This window comes from Anaerosalibacter massiliensis, assembly GCF_024623155.1.
Taxonomy (GTDB): Bacteria; Bacillota; Clostridia; order Tissierellales; family Sporanaerobacteraceae; genus Anaerosalibacter; species Anaerosalibacter massiliensis.
The window spans coordinates 24,925-43,344 of sequence record NZ_JANJZL010000007.1 but is presented as its reverse complement, the minus strand read 5'-3'; the positions used below and the strand labels follow the sequence as shown (position 1 = coordinate 43,344).

14 protein-coding genes and 1 riboswitch are annotated in these 18,420 nt (G+C 30.2%); of the genes, 2 read left to right on the top strand and 12 right to left on the bottom strand.

Annotation, left to right across the window (positions count from 1 at the left end; genetic code table 11):
• Positions 1–12: 12 nt before the first annotated feature.
• The 12 genes from NSA23_RS10680 to NSA23_RS10625 form a co-directional block, all read right to left on the bottom strand.
• Positions 13–1,464: an NAD(P)/FAD-dependent oxidoreductase gene (locus tag NSA23_RS10680; protein WP_042678615.1), complete on the bottom strand. Its 1,452-nt coding sequence runs from the start codon at positions 1,462–1,464 to the stop codon at positions 13–15.
• 17 nt (positions 1,465–1,481) lie between these two features.
• The gene (locus tag NSA23_RS10675) at positions 1,482–2,048 is read right to left on the bottom strand and encodes a glycerol-3-phosphate responsive antiterminator (RefSeq protein ID WP_050069669.1); all 567 of its coding nucleotides are present in this window, start codon (positions 2,046–2,048) and stop codon (positions 1,482–1,484) included.
• Positions 2,049–2,248: 200 nt separating this feature from the next.
• A complete protein-coding gene (locus tag NSA23_RS10670; protein ID WP_042678617.1) occupies positions 2,249–2,566 on the bottom strand; it encodes a YerC/YecD family TrpR-related protein in 318 nt (105 codons plus the stop codon).
• Positions 2,567–2,773: 207 nt separating this feature from the next.
• The gene (locus NSA23_RS10665; protein WP_042678618.1) at positions 2,774–4,444 is read right to left on the bottom strand and encodes a formate--tetrahydrofolate ligase; all 1,671 of its coding nucleotides are present in this window, start codon (positions 4,442–4,444) and stop codon (positions 2,774–2,776) included.
• A 412-nt stretch (positions 4,445–4,856) separates the two neighbouring features.
• Entirely contained in the window at positions 4,857–6,149 is a 1,293-nt protein-coding gene (locus NSA23_RS10660) for an NCS2 family permease (protein ID WP_042678619.1), read from the bottom strand.
• A 15-nt stretch (positions 6,150–6,164) separates the two neighbouring features.
• Positions 6,165–7,430 (bottom strand): phosphoribosylamine--glycine ligase, encoded by a 1,266-nt coding sequence (gene purD / locus NSA23_RS10655; RefSeq protein WP_042678620.1) that lies wholly within the window; start codon positions 7,428–7,430, stop codon positions 6,165–6,167.
• Positions 7,431–7,458: 28 nt separating this feature from the next.
• Positions 7,459–8,991, bottom strand: a complete 1,533-nt coding sequence (purH, locus tag NSA23_RS10650) for a bifunctional phosphoribosylaminoimidazolecarboxamide formyltransferase/IMP cyclohydrolase (RefSeq protein ID WP_042678622.1) — start codon at positions 8,989–8,991, stop codon at positions 7,459–7,461.
• A 4-nt stretch (positions 8,992–8,995) separates the two neighbouring features.
• Positions 8,996–9,622 carry a phosphoribosylglycinamide formyltransferase gene (gene purN, locus NSA23_RS10645; RefSeq protein WP_042678623.1) on the bottom strand — a complete coding sequence of 209 codons (627 nt, stop codon included), beginning with the start codon at positions 9,620–9,622 and terminating at the stop codon, positions 8,996–8,998.
• Complete coding sequence (gene purM, locus NSA23_RS10640) at positions 9,610–10,644, bottom strand: phosphoribosylformylglycinamidine cyclo-ligase (protein WP_042678624.1); 1,035 nt, start codon at positions 10,642–10,644, stop codon at positions 9,610–9,612. Before purM ends, purN begins: the two co-directional genes overlap by 13 nt.
• A 20-nt stretch (positions 10,645–10,664) precedes the next feature.
• Complete coding sequence (purF, locus tag NSA23_RS10635) at positions 10,665–12,020, bottom strand: amidophosphoribosyltransferase (RefSeq protein ID WP_042678625.1); 1,356 nt, start codon at positions 12,018–12,020, stop codon at positions 10,665–10,667.
• Between the two features lie 11 nt (positions 12,021–12,031).
• Positions 12,032–12,520, bottom strand: a complete 489-nt coding sequence (gene purE, locus NSA23_RS10630; RefSeq protein WP_042678626.1) for a 5-(carboxyamino)imidazole ribonucleotide mutase — start codon at positions 12,518–12,520, stop codon at positions 12,032–12,034.
• A 56-nt stretch (positions 12,521–12,576) separates the two neighbouring features.
• A complete protein-coding gene (locus NSA23_RS10625) occupies positions 12,577–16,317 on the bottom strand; it encodes a phosphoribosylformylglycinamidine synthase (protein WP_257490534.1) in 3,741 nt (1,246 codons plus the stop codon).
• 141 nt (positions 16,318–16,458) lie between these two features.
• Positions 16,459–16,559: riboswitch (purine riboswitch) on the bottom strand.
• A 214-nt stretch (positions 16,560–16,773) separates the two neighbouring features.
• Here NSA23_RS10625 and NSA23_RS10620 point away from each other — a divergent pair.
• Both NSA23_RS10620 and NSA23_RS10615 read left to right on the top strand, forming a co-directional pair.
• Complete coding sequence (locus NSA23_RS10620; protein WP_257490533.1) at positions 16,774–17,673, top strand: DUF4349 domain-containing protein; 900 nt, start codon at positions 16,774–16,776, stop codon at positions 17,671–17,673.
• Positions 17,674–17,877: 204 nt separating this feature from the next.
• Positions 17,878–18,390: a DUF8052 family protein gene (locus NSA23_RS10615; protein WP_257490532.1), complete on the top strand. Its 513-nt coding sequence runs from the start codon at positions 17,878–17,880 to the stop codon at positions 18,388–18,390.
• The last annotated feature ends 30 nt before the right edge of the window (positions 18,391–18,420 follow it).

Here is an 18,420-nt window from a genome sequence, read left to right as displayed (position 1 = left end):
TTTTCTGCCCCCTTACTTTTCTTCATTTTCGATTTCTTTTGTTTCTCCTGTGAGTATATAAGAACCTGTCTTATCTTTAACTATATCTGTCATATCTTTATTTAACTCTCTAGCTAATATTTCCATTACTCTAGGCATGCAAAAACCACCTTGACATCTTCCGAATCCAGCCTTGGTTCTTCTTTTAACTCCATCGACAGTAGTAGCACCTGCATTTCTATTTATACAGTCAATTATTTCACCTTCTGTTACAGTTTCACATCTACAAATTATCTTCCCATAGCTTGGGTCTTTCTTTATTAGTTCAGCTTTTTCTTCATTTGATAATTCTGCAAATCTTATTACCTTTCTTCTTCTAGGATTAAAGTCTTTTTTCTCTTCTAAACCAGCCGATATATTCTTAACTATTTCAACTACATATTCTGCTATTGCTGGAGAAGATGTAAGACCTGGAGATTTAATTCCTCCAACATTTATAAATCCTTTTGCTACTTTAGATTCTTCTATAATAAAATCTCCTGTATCTGGTTCTGCCCTTATGCCTGTAAAATTAGTTATATTCTTATTGAAAGGTATTCCATCTATACTCTTTTGTGCTGTTTGTTTAATCATTTCCAATCTATAACCAGTAGTTTCAGTAGCATCCTTATTTGGTGATATTTCATTGTCTGGACCTACTATTATATTTCCATGAGCTGTAGGAGATATTACTACTCCTTTTCCAAACTTTCTAGGACATTGGAATACTACAGTATTCATTATTCTCCCTGCATTTTTATCAAGTAAATAATATTGACCGCTTCTTGGTGTTATTTTAAAACTATTGTCTCCTACCATTCTGCTTATTTCATCCGCATATACACCAGCACAGTTTATAATGTACTTTGCTTCTATTTCTTTTTCATTAGTTTTTATTTTATATCCATTATCCATACTTTCTATATCTTTTACTTCAGTATTTAACATAAGTTCTGCACCATTATCCATGGCATTTTCAGCTAATCCTATAGCTAATTCCCAAGGACTTATAATTCCTGCTGTAGGGGCATAAAGAGCTCTAACTACATCTTTCCCTATATTTGGTTCTAATTCTTCTATTCTCTCTCTATCTATTATTTCTAGATTAGGTACTTTATTTTTCTTTCCTCTTTCATAAAGTTCTTCAATAGTTTCCATATCTTCTTCGTTGAAACCTAATACTAGAGAACCTTTTCTTTTAAAAGTTACATCTAATTCTTCACATACTTTATCAAACATAGGATTTCCTTTTACATTAAAATAGGCCATTTTTGTATCAGGCTTTGCATCATAGCCTGCATGAACTATACCTGTATTAGCTTTAGTTGCACCACTAGATATGTCATTGTCTTTTTCTAAAATAACAATGTCTAAATTATATCTTGATAATTCCCTTGCTATAAATGTACCTATTATACCTGCACCTATTATGGCTATATCATACATTTATATCTCTCCTTTCTTTACATATACCAAACTTTTTCATCACTCGTTGATATGGCTACTGCTCCAGAATTTAAGCTTCCAATTACATCTTCCTTATCCTTTATTAAACCACCTGTTATAATTGGTCTTCTAGTTTCTAAAACTACTTTTTTTACAATCTTAGGCATTATCCCTGGAAGTATTTCAACAGCATTAGGCTCTGTGTTTTTTATATTCCTTATGCCTGTGTCTAAGGATAGAGAATCTAGTACAAAAAGTCTTTGAATAGCAAAAATATCTAGATCCTGTGAATATTTAATGAGATTGCTTTTAGTAGTAATTATTCCATGAGGATTTATATTTTTAGCTACATATTCTAATCCCCAATGATCCTTAGATACTCCATCTATTAAATCTAGATGTATATATATTGCCTTATTATTTTCTCTTACTTTATTAACTATATCTCTTAAATTTACAATGTTTCCCGCAAGTAAGAAAATGTTTTCACATGGAGAACTAATAGCTTTATCTAAATTATTTAAATCATTAACAGCTGCTATAATAGGATTCGATTCTAATCGCTTGAAAAAACTAGTATCCAAAATAATACCTCCTCAAGGAATTTACTTTTTTTTACTATAGTAAAAAACAAAAAAGTGTACCAAAAATCTGTCTCCAGATTTCCAGATACACTCTCATTTTCTCACCACAATATTTATTTTAATTACATTATATCATCTTTATACATATTTGTAAATAAAACATTTTTTTAGTCGAATATACCGACTATACATTATACCTTTTAGCTATTTTTATTATCTAATTTAGGATAGCCTAGCCTATCTAATACTAAATTATAACCATTTACTCCATAATTCAATGATCTACTTATTCTACTTATAGTAGCAGTACTTGCACCTGTTTTTTCTTCAATTTCATTATAAGTTTTATTCATTCTAAGTAGTTTAGCCACTTCAAGTCTTTGTGCAATGGCTTGTATTTCCTTTACAGTACATATATCTTCAAAGAAGCGATAACATTCCTCCACATTTTCAAGTTCTAATACAGCTTCGAATAATCCATCTACTTGTTCATTTTTTATCCTTGATTCATAGTCCATAAAAATCCCTCCTTTATTTCTTTACATCCATTATTCTATTTTTTTCTTCAAATACCTTCTCTATGACAAAAATTTAAATTCTTTTAAATATTTTTGAAAAAAGAGCTATCGCAAAATTATCCCCCTATGATATTCAGATTTTCATTGTTTAATCTTTCTACCATAAGAGGAGCATATCATTTTACGATAGCTCTTTTTATTTTTCAGCTAAAATAATCCTTTTATTTTTCCATCTTCAGTTATATCCATATTATTTGCTGCTGGTACTTTTGGTAAACCTGGCATAGTCATTACATCTCCTGTTAAAGCCACTAGGAATTTAGCTCCAGCAGATATTTTAATTTCTCTTACTGTAATTTTAAATCCTTCTGGTCTTCCTAATAATTGAGGGTTATCAGATAGAGAATACTGAGTTTTTGCCATACATATTGGCATTTTATCAAGATTAAGCTTTTCAATTTGTTCAATATCCTTTCTTGCTTTTTGAGTAAAGTCTACTTCGTCAGCACCATATATATCTTTTGATATTTTCTCTATTTTATCTACTATAGTAGCATTTTCATCATACAACATCTTGAATTTCGATGGAGTATTTTCAACAACTTCAACTACTTTTTTAGCTAATTCTATTCCACCTTCTCCACCTTTTGCCCAAACTTCTGAATGCACTACTTCTACACCTAATTCTTCACATTTATTAAATACAAGTTCTAGTTCTTTTTCTGTGTCCGTTGGAAAATGATTTATAGCTACTACTGCTGGAACACCATAGCTTTTTACATTTTCTATATGTTTTTCTAAATTTTCAAATCCTGCTTTTAATGCTTCTAAATTTTCTTCGTTTAATTCTGTTTTTGAAACTCCACCATGTAATTTTAATGCCCTTACAGTTGCTACTATCACTGCTGCATCAGGTTTCAAATCTGCAAATCTACATTTTATATCAAAGAATTTTTCCGCACCTAGATCTGCACCAAATCCTGCTTCTGTAACAGTATATTCTGCTAACTTTAAAGACATCTTTGTTGCTAATACACTATTGCAACCATGTGCAATATTAGCAAAAGGTCCACAATGGATAAATGCTGGAGTATTTTCCAATGTTTGAACTAAATTTGGTTCAATAGCATCCTTAAGAAGTAATGTAAGAGAACCTTCTGCTTTTAAATCCCTTGCATATACTGGTTCCCCATCATAATTATAAGCTACTAAAATATTCCCTAATCTCTTCTTTAAATCTTCTAAATCATTTGCCAAAGCCAAAATGGCCATTATTTCAGAGGCTACTGTTATATCAAATCCATCTTCTCTTGGTACACCATGGGCTTTTCCCCCTAATCCAACAACTATATTTCTAAGAGCCCTATCATTTAAGTCTACTACCCTTTTCCAAACAATCCTTCTTGGGTCTATTCCAAGTTCATTGCCTTGATGAAGGTGATTGTCTAAAAGTGCTGAAAGTAAATTGTGAGCTGTAGTTATAGCATGAATATCCCCTGTAAAATGCAAGTTTATATCTTCCATAGGTACTACTTGAGCATATCCTCCTCCTGCAGCCCCTCCTTTGATTCCAAAACTAGGTCCTAAAGAAGGTTCTCTAAGAGCAGATATGGCAGTTTTTCCTATCTTGTTTAATGCCATACTAAGTCCTATATTCATTGTAGTTTTTCCTTCTCCAGCAGGAGTTGGGTTTATAGCTGTAACTAATATTAATTTTCCATCTGGGTTATTTTCCTTTTCTTTTAATACATCTAGAGAAACCTTAGCTTTATAATCCCCATACAACTCCAAATCTTCTTTTCCCAGCCCTAATCCTTCAGCAATTTCTTTAATAGGCTTCATATTTGACTCTTGAGCAATTTGAACATCAGTTTTCATAATATACCCCCTCATTAATCTTAAAAATTAAGATCATTTAATTTATATAATTATAAGCCTTGAACTTTCCCCACTTTTACTTCGCTTAAAAATAGGGAACTCTTACGTTTAAACGTATTATATTGTCCAAGAACTTATTATCCTTTGCTTATTAAACAAGTATAGTAGTAAATTTATTAATTTTACAACTTAAATAATTTAGATAATTATATTTTCTAATAATTCTATAATTTCTTTCTACAAATTTTATAATAACCTTTTCCTTCATTCATATTTAATACCCTATAACTTTATGTTTACTCTCAAATAAATCATATATTCTTAACTATTATAATTTAGTATACCAGATTTCTTCTGTTTTGAAAATATATAGGCCTGCTACAAACTAAATATAGCAAGCCTATTTTTTTATCTATATTAAAAATCTTATTATAAATAATACACTTAAAACATACATTACAGGAGATACTTCTTTGCCTTTACCTGTAAGTAATTTTAAAATTACATAGGCTAACATTCCAAATACTATTCCTTCAGCAATACTATATGCTAAAGGCATCATAATAATAGTTAGAAATGCTGGTATAGCTTCTGTAAAATCATCTAAATCTATTTCTTTTATTGGGCTCATCATAAAAAGTCCTACTAATATAAGTGCTGGACCTGTAGCCGATGCTGGTACCATTGTAAAAAGTGGTGCAAATAATAGTGAAAGAGCAAACATACCTGCAGTAGATAAAGCCGTAAGACCAGTTCTTCCTCCTTCAGCTACTCCTGATGCACTTTCAACAAAAGTTGTTACTGTACTAGTTCCTAAACATGAACCTGCTACTGTACCTACAGCATCAGCAAATAGTGCTTTGCTAACTCTCGGAAGTTTTCCTTCTTCATCTAACATATTTGCTTTTGAAGAAACTCCTGTCAATGTTCCAATAGTATCAAATATATCTACAAATAAGAAAGTAAATACTACTAAAATCATATCTTTGCTCAACACATTTTCCCATTCAAACTGGAATGCAACTTCTCTTAAAGATGGTGGCAAACTTATTATCTTTCCACCTTCTGGAAGCAAAGTAACACCCATAGGTATACCTATAACAGTAGTAGCTATAATTCCTATAAGTAATGCTCCTTTTACATCTTTAGCTAATAAAACACCCATTATTATAAGTCCAATCAATCCTAACAATGCTTCAGGTTTGGTTATAGCACCTAACGCTAGCGGTACTCCTTCTCCTTGAACTACTATCCCTGCTGAATTAAGTCCTATAAAAGCTATAAATAATCCAATTCCAACTGAAACTGCTTTTTTTAAATTCATAGGAATAGCATCAAAAATAGCTTCTCTTGCTTTTACAAATGACAATAGTATAAATACAATACCTTCTATAAATACTGCTGTTAATGCAAACTGCCAAGAATATCCCATTTTCAAAACAACTGTATAAGCAAAAAAAGCATTAAGACCCATTCCTGGGGCTAAAGCAAAAGGATATTTAGCATAGAGAGCCATTATTAATGTAGCTATAACAGCTGACAAAGCTGTAGCCGTAAATACTCCACCTTTATCCATTCCTGTTTCTGAAAGAATTAAAGGATTTACAGCTAAAATATAGGCCATAGTCATAAAAGTTGTAATTCCTGAAAGTATTTCTGTTTTTACATCAGTATTATGTTCTTTAAGCTCAAAAAAATTCTCCACTTACTAATCCTCCAATCAAATATTATTTTCAATAATTCCAATATCTTTTCTATAACACATACCATCAAATTTTATTTTATCTATATTTCTATAAACTGTCTTTTTAGCCTCTTCTAGAGTATTTCCTAAACAGGTTATAGACATAACTCTTCCTCCATTAGTTACTAACTTTCCATCTTCCACTTTAGTTCCATTATGAAAAACTATTATATCTTTATCCAAATTTTCTAATCCATTTATTTCTTTTCCTTTTTTATATTCCTCTGGATATCCTTCAGATGTTATTACTACTGTAATACATTCCTTATTTGTCCATTTTAAATCTTCACTTTTTAAACTACCATCCATAGTTTTCTCAAGTATATCCAGAATATCACTTTCTAATCTAGGAAGTACTACTTCTGTTTCTGGGTCTCCAAATCTTACATTAAATTCTAATACTTGAGGACCTTTTTTAGTCAACATAAGACCTATGAATAAAATACCTTTAAAATTCATTCCTTCATTTTTTAATCCTATTTTTATATTTTTAAGTATAGTATTTTCTATTTCTTTTTTTAATTTATAAGTCATTATTGGATTAGGTGAAAAACAGCCTACTCCTCCAGTATTTGGTCCTTTATCACCTTCAAATATTTTTTTATAATCTCTAGCACTTTCCATAGGAAATATATTGTTCTGGGATACAAAACAAAGTAAAGAAGTTTCTTCCCCTTCTAAAAATTCTTCAATTATAATTTGCTCTCCTGAAGAGCCAAATTTTTTGTCTATCATTATCTTTTCAATAGCTTTAATTCCTTCATCTTTATTCTTACATATAATCACCCCTTTACCTGCACAAAGGCCATCTGCTTTTACAACTATTGGGTAGCTTATTTCATCTAAGAAATTAATTGCATCATTTACATCCTTAAATACTCTATATTTTCCTGTTGGAATATTGTATTTTTCCATAAACTCTTTTGATATTATTTTACTGCCTTCTAAAACAGCTGATTTCTTTTCTGGTCCAAATATTTTAAGTCCATTTTCATTAAATCTATCTACTATTCCATTAACTAAAGGATCTTCTGGTCCTACAATAGTTAAATCTATAGATTTACTTAATGCAAAATCCAATAATAAATCTGTATCTTTTGGATTTATATTCACATTTTCAGCTACCTGAAGAGTTCCGCCATTACCTGGAGCACAATATATTTTTGATACTCTACTACTTTTGGAAAGTTTATAACAAAGTGCATGCTCTCTTCCCCCACTGCCTATAACTAAAACTTTCATTTTTATCCCTTCCTTTATAATAGAATAATCAATGTTTAAAATGTCTCATATGAGTGAAAACCATAGCTATATTATTTTCATCTGCTGCTTTTATGGATTCCTCATCTCTAATAGAACCACCTGGCTGAATAACTGCTGTAACTCCTGCTTTAGCTAAAGCTTTTATAGAATCTCCAAATGGGAAAAATCCATCAGATGCTAGTACACTACCCCTTACTTTCTCTCCACCATGTTCTATAGCTTGTTCTACAGCCCATATTCTGTTTGTTTGACCCATCCCAATTCCTATTGTTCCTTTATCTTTCACAAGAACTACTGAATTACTTTTTACATTTTTAACTGCTTTCCAAGCAAATAATAATTCTTCCATTTCACTTTCTGTAGGCTTCCTCTCAGTTACAACTTTTATATCTTCTTTTAAAAGGGATGTATCTCTTTCTTGTATTAATAAACCACCTAGGACTTTTTTCATATCATAAGATTTATAATCATTTTTCATAATATCTTTCAATTCCAAAATTCTAATATTTTTCTTGGAGCTAAGTACTTTTACTGCTTCTTCTGTATAGGAAGGAGCTATTATTACTTCAATAAAAATGCTATTAACCAATTTAGCCATTTCTTCATCTACTTGTTTATTTGCAGCTATTATTCCGCCAAAGATAGATACCTTATCAGACTCATAAGCTTTCTTATAAGCTTCTAAAATATTCTTTCCGCTACCTATACCGCAAGGATTAGCATGCTTTACTGCTACTACTGTAGGTTCTTCAAATTCCTTAAGTATTTCCAATGCTCCATTTGCATCATTTATATTGTTAAAAGAAAGTTCTTTTCCATGTAATTGTTTAACTCCTGTAATGGTTCCACTATTATCTCCTACTTCGCTATAAAATGCTGCTTTCTGATGTGGGTTTTCTCCATATCTTAAATTCCTCTTATTTTCAAAAGTTAATGTAATAGTTTCTGGAAAATCTATATTATTTATTTGATTGAAATAATTAGATATCAAGCTATCATAGTTACTTGTATATTCAAATACCTTACTTGCAAGACTTTTTCTAGTTTCTAAGCTAACTTCTCCTTTTCTTTCCAATTCATCTATTATAATTTCATAGTCCATTGGATCTACTACAACAGTTACATATTTATAGTTTTTTGCCGCAGCCCTAATCATTGAAGGGCCTCCAATATCTATGTTTTCAATTATTTCTTCATGGGTTACATTTTCTTTTGAAATAGTTTCTTTAAATGGATATAAATTATTCACTACTAAATCTATAGGTTTTATATCTAATTCTTCTAAGGTCTTTACATGCTCTTTATTGTCCCTTATATGGAGTAATCCTCCATGAATATTAGGGTGGAGGGTTTTTACTCTTCCATCAAAAGCCTCTGGAAATCCTGTTACTTCTGAAATATCTATTACATCTATATCTGCATCTTCTAAAATCTTTTTAGTTCCACCTGTAGAAATTATTTCCCAACCTAATTCTTTTAATTTCTTTGAAAATTCCACAATACCAGTCTTATCCCAAACACTAATAAGAGCCCTTTTCATATTATCACCTCAATATAATTACTTTTCCATCCTTTAATTTTATTCTTCCATCGCAAAATAATTTTACAGCCTCAGGTAAAATCTCATGTTCTGCTTTTAAAACCCTTTCCTTCAATTGCTCCACTGTGTCATTATCTTTTACCTCTACCACTTTTTGAAGTATTATAGGTCCTGTATCCGTTCCCTCGTCAACAAAATGTACTGTTGCTCCTGTTACTTTTACTCCATATCTTAGCACTTCCCTGTGGACTTTTTCTCCGTAGTAGCCTTTTCCACAAAAACTAGGTATTAATGATGGATGAATATTTATTATTCTACCTTTATAAGCCTTTACAAATTCCTTAGACAAAACTCTTAAATATCCAGCCAATACTACTAATTCTATATTCCTATCTTTAAATTCCTCAATTATTTTCTCATTATATTCATCTTCTGAATTGAAACTTTTTCTATCTATATATAGTGTTTCAATTCCCTCTTTTTTTGCTCTTTCTAATCCATAAGCCTCTTTTTTATTGGATATAACTAATTTTATTTCTCCATTTATATATTTATTTTTTATATTGTCTATTAGAGATTGAAGATTAGTTCCACCACCAGATATTAAAATTCCAATTTTTATTGGTGACATAATAATATCCTTTCCTCTCCTTTTTTTATCTCTCCAAGAAGTACTACCTTCTCATCTTTTGCTTTTAAAAATGAAAATACATCATCTATTTCATCTTTTTTTACAACAAAAACTATTCCTATACCCATATTGAAAGTACTATACATTTCATCTCTATCTATCTTTCCATACTCTTGAATTAGTTTAAATATATATGGTATCTCAATTTCACTAGTATTTACAACTGCTGTAAGTCCTTCTGGAAGCATTCTTGGAATATTTTCGTAAAATCCACCACCAGTAATATGGCTAATTCCTTTAATATTAAACTTTTCTATTAATTCATATAGTGGATTTGTATATATTCTTGTAGGTTTTAAAAGTTCCTCTCCTAAAGTAGTTTTAAGTTCAGGTATATAATTATCTATATCTAATTTAGCATTTTCAAAAAATATTTTTCTAACTAAGGAATAGCCATTGCTATGAACTCCAGATGAAGGAAGCCCTACTATTAAATCCCCCTCTTCAATAGTTGAACCATCAATTATTTTTTTCCTATCAACTATTCCTACACCAAATCCTGCTATATCATATTCTCCTTCTTTATAGAAACCTGGCATTTCTGCTGTTTCTCCTCCTATAAGAGCAGACCCAGCTTTTACACAGCCATTAGCTACACCTTCAACTATTTTTGCCATTTTTTCTGGTACAAGTTTTCCTGTAGCTATATAATCAAGAAAAAATAATGGTTTTGCTCCTTGACATAAAATATCATTTACACACATGGCAACACAATCTTCTCCAATAGTATTATGTTTGTCCAGCATAAAGGCAATTTTAAGTTTGGTACCTACTCCATCTGTTCCAGATACTAATACTGGCTCATTATATTTTTCATTGTCTATAGCAAATAGTCCACTGAAGCCGCCTATGTTTGAAAGCACTCCTTCTGTATGGGTTTTATTTATAATTTTTTTTATAAGTTGTACTTCTTTGTATCCAGCTTCTTTATTAACCCCTGCTTCCTTATAAGTTAATTTCATACCTTTCTCCTTTCTGAACCCTATTTAATATCCATAGGATAGTTTCCATCAAAACAACCTGTGCAAAATAAATTTTCTCCTCCTGCACCATCTATAAGTCCTTCTAATGATAGATATTTAAGGGAATCTGCTCCTATTATTTCTCTTATTTCTTCAACTGATCTATCATCAGCAATTAAGCTCTTCTTTTTAGTAGTATCTAATCCAAAATAGCAAGGAAAAATTACAGGAGGTGAGCTAATCCTTAAATGAACTTCCTTTGCTCCTGCCTTCTTAAGCATTCCTACTATAGATTTCATTGTAGTGCCTCTTACTATAGAATCATCTACAAGTATTACTCTCTTTCCTTCTACATTTTCCTCTAGTACATTTAGTTTTATCTTTACTCCTTGTTCTCTTAATTCCTCACTTGGCTGTATAAAAGTTCTCCCTACATATCTATTTTTAATTAATCCTTCATCATAAGGTATCCCTGAAGCTTCTGCATATCCTATAGCTGCAACTGTTCCTGAATCTGGTGCTGAAATAACTATATCTCCATCTGCTGGACATTCTTTGGCAAGTATTTGTCCTGCCTTTCTTCTAGCTAGATAAATAGTTTTTCCGTCTATTTTACTATCTGGTCTAGCCATATATATAAGCTCAAATAAACAAAGTTTTTTATTATATTTTCTATTACTTTTTATGCATTTCAATTCTCCATCCTTTATAACTACCATTTCACCCGGTTCTACATCTCTTACATAACTAGCTCCTATAGTGTCGAAGGCACAAGTTTCTGAAGATATAATATAATCATTACCAAGCTTTCCTATAGATAATGGTTTGATTCCATAAGGATCTCTTACTCCAATAAGTCTATCTAAGGTCATAAGTACTAATGAATAAGAACCCTTGATCATTTTTAAAGATTTTTGTATGGCTATTTCTATATCGTCTTTGTGAAATCTAGCTATTAAATTAGCAATTACTTCTGTATCTGTATTAGTTGAAAATATAACTCCATTGTCCTCTAATTCTTCTCTTAATTCATTAGAATTTATTAAATTTCCATCATTTGCAAGAGCTAATGCTCCTTTTTTATATCCAACTACCAAAGGTTGAGCATTTATTGAGCTTTTCTCCTCGCCACTTGTTCCAGATTTTACATGTCCTATTCCTATATTTCCTCTTAATCTGTTTAATTTCTCCTTTGGAAACACCTCATGGACTAATCCTATATCCTTAAAATGGTCTATAAATCCATTGTTATTTACTGCAATACCTGCACTTTCCTGTCCTCTATGTTGTAGAGCATAAAGTCCATAGTATAGTATTTTAGAAATATCTTTATTTTCCCTATCGTATATTCCAATAACTCCGCACAAACTCCTCACCCTTTCAGGTCTTAGTCAAGTTTATTCACTACTTCTTCATCCATTTCTTTAACTTCTCTAGCCATTTTCTTTTTATAATCTTTAAGTTTTTCTTTTAAATCTTCATATTTTATTGACAGCATTTGTACTGCTAAAATACCTGCATTTTCTGCTCCATTAATGGCTACTGTAGCTACTGGAACTCCTTTTGGCATCTGCACTACAGAAAGTAAAGAATCTAAACCATCCATAGTAGATGACTTAATAGGTAAACCTATTACAGGTAGAATACTAACTCCTGCTAAAACCCCTGCTAAATGAGCTGCTTTTCCTGCAGCTGCAATTATTATTTCTGTTCCATTTTCTTCAGCCGTCTTTGCAAATTCTATAGCTTCAAAAGGAGTTCTATGAGCAGAAATAACTTTTACTTCACACTCTACTCCAAACTCTTCTAACACTTTAACTGTTTTTTTCACTATATCTACATCAGATATACTTCCCATTAAAACAGCAACCTTCAAAATCATCCCTCCTATATTATTTAATTTAGAATACTTTAGATAATTGGCTAGGCCAATTATCTAAAATAACCTACTCCTGCTTCAAATATTCTCTGGTTCTTTTCTCCAGGAATATTCTTACAAATATCTCTACCAATTCTTTCTGAATGTCCCATTTTACCTAATATTCTTCCATCTGGACTAGTTATAGCTTCTACATTTAATACAGAGCCGTTTGGATTATAATCTACATATTGGCTAGCTATTTGTCCATTACTTATAAGCTTTTCTAATTCATCTTTATTAGCTACAAATTTCCCTTCACCATGAGAAATAGGCAATGTATATATTTCTCCCACCTTTGTATTGCTGAACCAAGGTGAAAGATTTGAAACTATTTTTGTATCTACCATTGTAGAAACATGACCTCCTATATTATTAAGAGTAAGGACTGGTGAATTTTCATCTATATCCCTTATTTCTCCATAAGGTAAAAGTCCTAGTTTTATCAAAGCTTGAAATCCATTACCTATTCCTAGAATAAGTCCATTCCTATTTTTTAGGAGATTCATTGTAGCTTCCTTCATATATGGATTCTTAAAAACTGTAGCTATAAACTTGCCAGAGCCATCTGGTTCATCCCCTACAACAGAACCACCAGGAATAGCAATTATTTGAGAACTATTTATAAGTTTTACCATTTTTTCTATTGAATATCTAATATCTTCTTCATTCAAATTTTTAAATACAAATGTTTCTACTACTGCTCCAGCTTCTTCAAAGGCTATTTGCATATCCCATTCAGAATTTGTACCTGGAAATACTGGAATAAACACCCTTGGTTTTGCATTCTTACCTTCAAAGTGAACCTTTGGTCCTTTAATATAATTAGCATCTATATCTATTTTTTTAATATTATTATTCCTTATTGGAAATACTTTTTCTAATGGTTCTTCCCATTCTCTAATTAATTTATCTAAGTATATCTTTTCCTGGGAAATTTCAATATACTCTTTAGCGTGAGTAGCACCAAGTATTTTAAAATCTATTCCTTCAAATAATTTCTTTATATTTTCTAGTTTATCTATTTCAAGTATTATAGAACCATATCTAGGAGTAAATATTTCTTTTCTATCTATATTTTCATTGAATCTAAATCCTATTTTATTACCAAAACACATTTCACTTATACTTCTTCCAATACCACCTGCTTTAATTGTAGAAGCAGAAAGTACTTTCTTATCTTCTATTAGTTCATATATTCTAGTATAGTTTCTGTCCAACTGTTCAAAATTTGGCATACCTTTTTCATCTATTTCTAATGGCACTAATACTACAAAACTTCCACTTTTCTTAAACTCTGGAGAAATAACCTTATCTGCTTTTCCTGTATTTACTGCAAAAGATACAAGAGTAGGAGGTACATCTAAATCATTGAAAGTGCCTGACATACTATCCTTTCCACCAATACTAGGAACTTCAATTTTCTTTTGAGCTAAAAAAGCACCTAACACTGAACTAAAGGGTTTCCCCCATCTTTCTTCATCTTCTCCTAATTTTTCAAAGTACTCTTGGAAAGTTAGTCTAGTCTTTTTATAATCTCCACCTATTGCTACAATTTTTGCTATAGACTCAATTACTGCATAAAGTCCACCATGGAAAGGACTCCATTTTGAAAGTTTTGGATCAAATCCATAAGTCATTATAGAACAGGTATTAGTATGTCCTTCCAATACAGGTATTTTAGCCACCATTCCTTCTATTGGAGTTTGTCTGTATTTCCCACCAAGAGGCATGTGAACTGTTCCTCTACCTACAGTATGGTCAAACTTTTCTACTAATCCTTTTTGGCTTGCTGTATTTAAATCTTTCATATTTAAAGTCCAAGCTTTTTTAATATCTTCTAAATTGTCCTCTAATTTTTCTGGTACAATTTTAAAATAATATTTCTCTATTGGTTGATTAATAAATACATTAGTTGTTTTTATTGTTCCATTTGTATCTAAAAATTTTCTTGAAATATCAACTATAGTTTCTCCACACCATTCCATTACAAGTCTATCTGTATCTGTTACATAAGCTACTACTGTAACCTCCAAGTTTTCTTCCTCTGTATATTTTTTAAATTCATCTAAACTTTCTTCATCTATAACTACTGCCATTCTCTCTTGAGATTCAGAAATAGCTATTTCTGTACCATCCAATCCTTCATATTTAGTTGGTACAGTATCTAAATCTATATAAAGCCCATCTGCTAGCTCTCCAATAGCTACTGAAACTCCTCCTGCACCAAAGTCATTACATCTTTTAATCATTTTGCTAACTTCTGGTTTTCTAAAAAGCCTTAGTATTTTTCTTTCTATAGGAGGGTTTCCTTTTTGAACCTCTGCACCACAAGTATATAAAGATTCCTCATCATGTTCTTTTGAAGAACCTACTGCACCTCCTAGTCCATCTCTTCCAGTCCTTCCACCTACCAGTAGCACTAAATCTCCGTTCTTTGGTTTTTCTCTTACAACATTTTCCTTAGGACTTGCTCCTACTACTGCACCTAATTCCATCCTCTTTGCAATATATCCGTCATCATAAATCTCCTTTATATATCCTGAAGGAACCCCTATTTGATTCCCATAAGAACTATAACCTTTCATAGCATTTATAGTTATTTTTCTTTGAGGCAATTTACCATCTAAAGTATCTTCAATATTCTGCGTTGGATCTCCACTTCCTGTTATTCGCATAGCTTGGTATATATAACTTCTTCCTGAAAGAGGATCTCTAATACATCCACCAAGACAAGTTGCTGCACCACCAAAAGGTTCAATTTCTGTTGGATGGTTATGGGTCTCATTTTTAAACATTAACAACCATTTCTCATTTCTTCCATCAACATCTACATCTATTTCAATACTTGAGGCATTTATTTCTTCTGATTTTTCTAAATCCTTAAGTAAGCCTTTTTTTGATAATTCTTTTTGCATAATAGTTCCTATATCCATCAGAGATATTGATTTTTCTCTATCTACATATACATCTTTTCTAGTATTTATATACTCTTTTAATGTTTCTTCAAATATAGACTTATAAAATCCCTCTTCAATATTTATTTCTTCAATAGCAGTATTGAAAGTTGTATGCCTACAATGATCCGACCAGTAAGTATCTATTACCTTTAGTTCTGTAATAGTAGGATCTCTTTTTTCAGTGTTCTTGAAATACTCTTGACAAAATAATAAATCTTCAACATCCATAGCAAATCCTAGATCTTCTATTAGTTTTTCTATATCTTCTCTATTTTTATTTATAAATCCATTAACTATTTCTACTTTTTCTGGAGTATTCCATTCTATGTCAATAGTTTCTAAATCTAAAGGAACCTCCCTGGATTCTACACCATTTATATAATAATTTTTAATTTTTTCTATTTCCTTTGTTTCTATATCGCCACATAATATTATTATTTTAGAACTACCAACCTTACACCCTTTATGTTCTGTTAATACTTCTAAACATTGTTCTGCTGAATCTGATTTTTGATCATATTGACCTGGAAGGTATTCTACTCTAAAATATATTTCATTTTTATTTATAGGAAAATTGTCTTTATAAACTATATCCGTATTTGGTTGTGAAAAAATGCTGTGTATTGCTTCTTCATACTCTTCCTTGGAGATATTCTTGATTTGATAATAATTAAGTATCCTAACTTTTTCTAAATCTTTAATATTCAAATTTTCTTTTAAGTCCTTATAAAGTTGCTTTGCTTCTATATCAAACCCTATTCTTTTCTCTACAAACAATTTTTCAATACTTTCCACTGAAAACCCTCCTTTTAAAATTGAAAGCCCAGACAGGCAGGTGTAGCGAAACCTACCCGTCTGGGCTTTTCTCCCTTCGGTGTAATATTGTTAGTCCAATATTTGTACCGCTTGGTCCAGACAAGAATTATTCTTCGGAACCCTAGGTACACTTTCACTCATAGCTAAATGATTTACGGTCATTAGTAGAAACTTTCTAGCCATATTCTAGAAATTATACGAGTAACGATTAAATTATCTATGATTATAATATCAATATTTTTTACGTATGTCAATGGATTTAATAAAAGTATTTTTAATGTTTACTATATAGTAAATTATTATATTCATTTCTTAAACAATTGTTTACTATATAGTATGTGATAGTAGCTGAAGCCAGATCTAAAAAGGAGTATTAATCTATACCTACCATGTAAAATATGGTAAAATATAAATAATGAAATAGGAGGTGAAAAAATGTGGGAGAAAAAACGTATTATAGTAATTTCTTTAATTGTCCTTATTGTTATATCTGTTTCTTTAACTTTAATCCCAAAAAACACAAACAAATCTACTAGAGATAATATTGTAAATCATGAAATGGCCTCAAATACAAAATCTGTTGAAAACAGTACTGAGGATGATGAAATAGCTTTAGACAATGGAGCTACTGAAAATAAGGTAGATAATAAAAGTAGCTCCCAAAAAATAATTACAAATTTATTTATATCAATGGAAACAAAAGAGTTTGACAATAGTATTAATCATCTAAACAATATAGTCAATAAATACAAAGGTTATATTGAAAACTCAGATATTTCATATAACAACCATGTAAATAACAATATATATAAGTATGCTCAATATACTATTAGAATGCCTAAAAATAGTGTTGATAAATTTACAAATGAAATTAATAAGATTGGAAATATCATATCTCAAAGTACCTCAAAAGAAGATATTACAAAAGAATATTATGATACAGAAAGCAAGTTAAATGTCCTAAAAATAAAAGAAGAAAGGATTCTTAAAATACTTGAAAGCGCAGAAAAAATAGAGGACATTCTAAAATTAGAAGATGAGTTAAATAAGGTTATATATGAAAAAGAAAGTATTACAAATGAAATGAAAGATATGGACAATAAAATTTCCTATAGCACTTTAATAATAAATATAACTGAAGTTGATAAATTTTCAAATATTGAAACTACTAAAACAAGTTTCGGTGAAAAAATAATAAATACTTTCAATAATTCTCTTTACTTTTTAAAATTAACAATGGAAAATATTATCATTATAGTCATTTATATATTACCTTTTGCATTAATCATAGGCCTAGTATATCTAATCATAAACAAATTCATAAGAAAAAAATAATAAACTTTATTTATATAAGTTTACCATTTTAGTAAAGTATATTATTGACATTTGCAGAATTAATGATAGTATATAAATAAAATATATATTATTATCCAAAATAGTATAAACATACCATAAAATATCTATATATTAAATCTTTTCGTAACATTCCTAATTATATTCCAAAAAATTTATTATAAGTTTATTATAAAGGAGATTTTCATGAATAGCTCAGAATACATATTTAAACTAAAAAATGCTCTAAATAGTTATTTTGATATAACTGAAAATTATGAAATTAATAATGAATGCCTTCCTATATATGCAAAATCTGTAATTAGAAATGAAAGATATATTGGAAGTAAGAATATAGTTATTGATGCCTATGAAAGCCATGAACATTGTTTAGTAAAAGCTAAAAAAGCTTTTGTAAATGAAAAAGATATAAAAGAATTTTTAGAACTATTGAAATATACATCTGATAAATTTATTCATCCTCATAAAGAACATATGTCAACAATTATTAGTGGAGTGTATATAACTGAAATAGGATTTACTGATAAGGCTATTCAGCTAGGGAAAAAATTTAAATTTCGTAAAAACTATGCTTTTGGATTTAGAGGCTGGTCTAATATCCATGCTATATTAATAGATTTAAATAGTATGAATATATATGTAAATAAAGATGGTAAAAAATCTAAAAATTTTTATAAATCATTATTTCAATCCCTTTAATACTGAAATATAGAGAATATTCTCTATATA

Coding starts and splice junctions, on each gene's coding strand:
- NSA23_RS10615 (WP_257490532.1), top strand. CDS start 17,878: ATGAATAGCTCAGAATACATATTTAAACTAAAAAATGCTCTAAATAGT.
- purN (WP_042678623.1), bottom strand. CDS start 9,622: ATGTCACCAATAAAAATTGGAATTTTAATATCTGGTGGTGGAACTAAT.
- NSA23_RS10680 (WP_042678615.1), bottom strand. CDS start 1,464: ATGTATGATATAGCCATAATAGGTGCAGGTATAATAGGTACATTTATA.
- purH (WP_042678622.1), bottom strand. CDS start 8,991: ATGAAAAGGGCTCTTATTAGTGTTTGGGATAAGACTGGTATTGTGGAA.
- NSA23_RS10665 (WP_042678618.1), bottom strand. CDS start 4,444: ATGAAAACTGATGTTCAAATTGCTCAAGAGTCAAATATGAAGCCTATT.
- purM (WP_042678624.1), bottom strand. CDS start 10,644: ATGAAATTAACTTATAAGGAAGCAGGGGTTAATAAAGAAGCTGGATAC.
- NSA23_RS10670 (WP_042678617.1), bottom strand. CDS start 2,566: ATGGACTATGAATCAAGGATAAAAAATGAACAAGTAGATGGATTATTC.
- purD (WP_042678620.1), bottom strand. CDS start 7,430: ATGAAAGTTTTAGTTATAGGCAGTGGGGGAAGAGAGCATGCACTTTGT.
- NSA23_RS10620 (WP_257490533.1), top strand. CDS start 16,774: ATGTGGGAGAAAAAACGTATTATAGTAATTTCTTTAATTGTCCTTATT.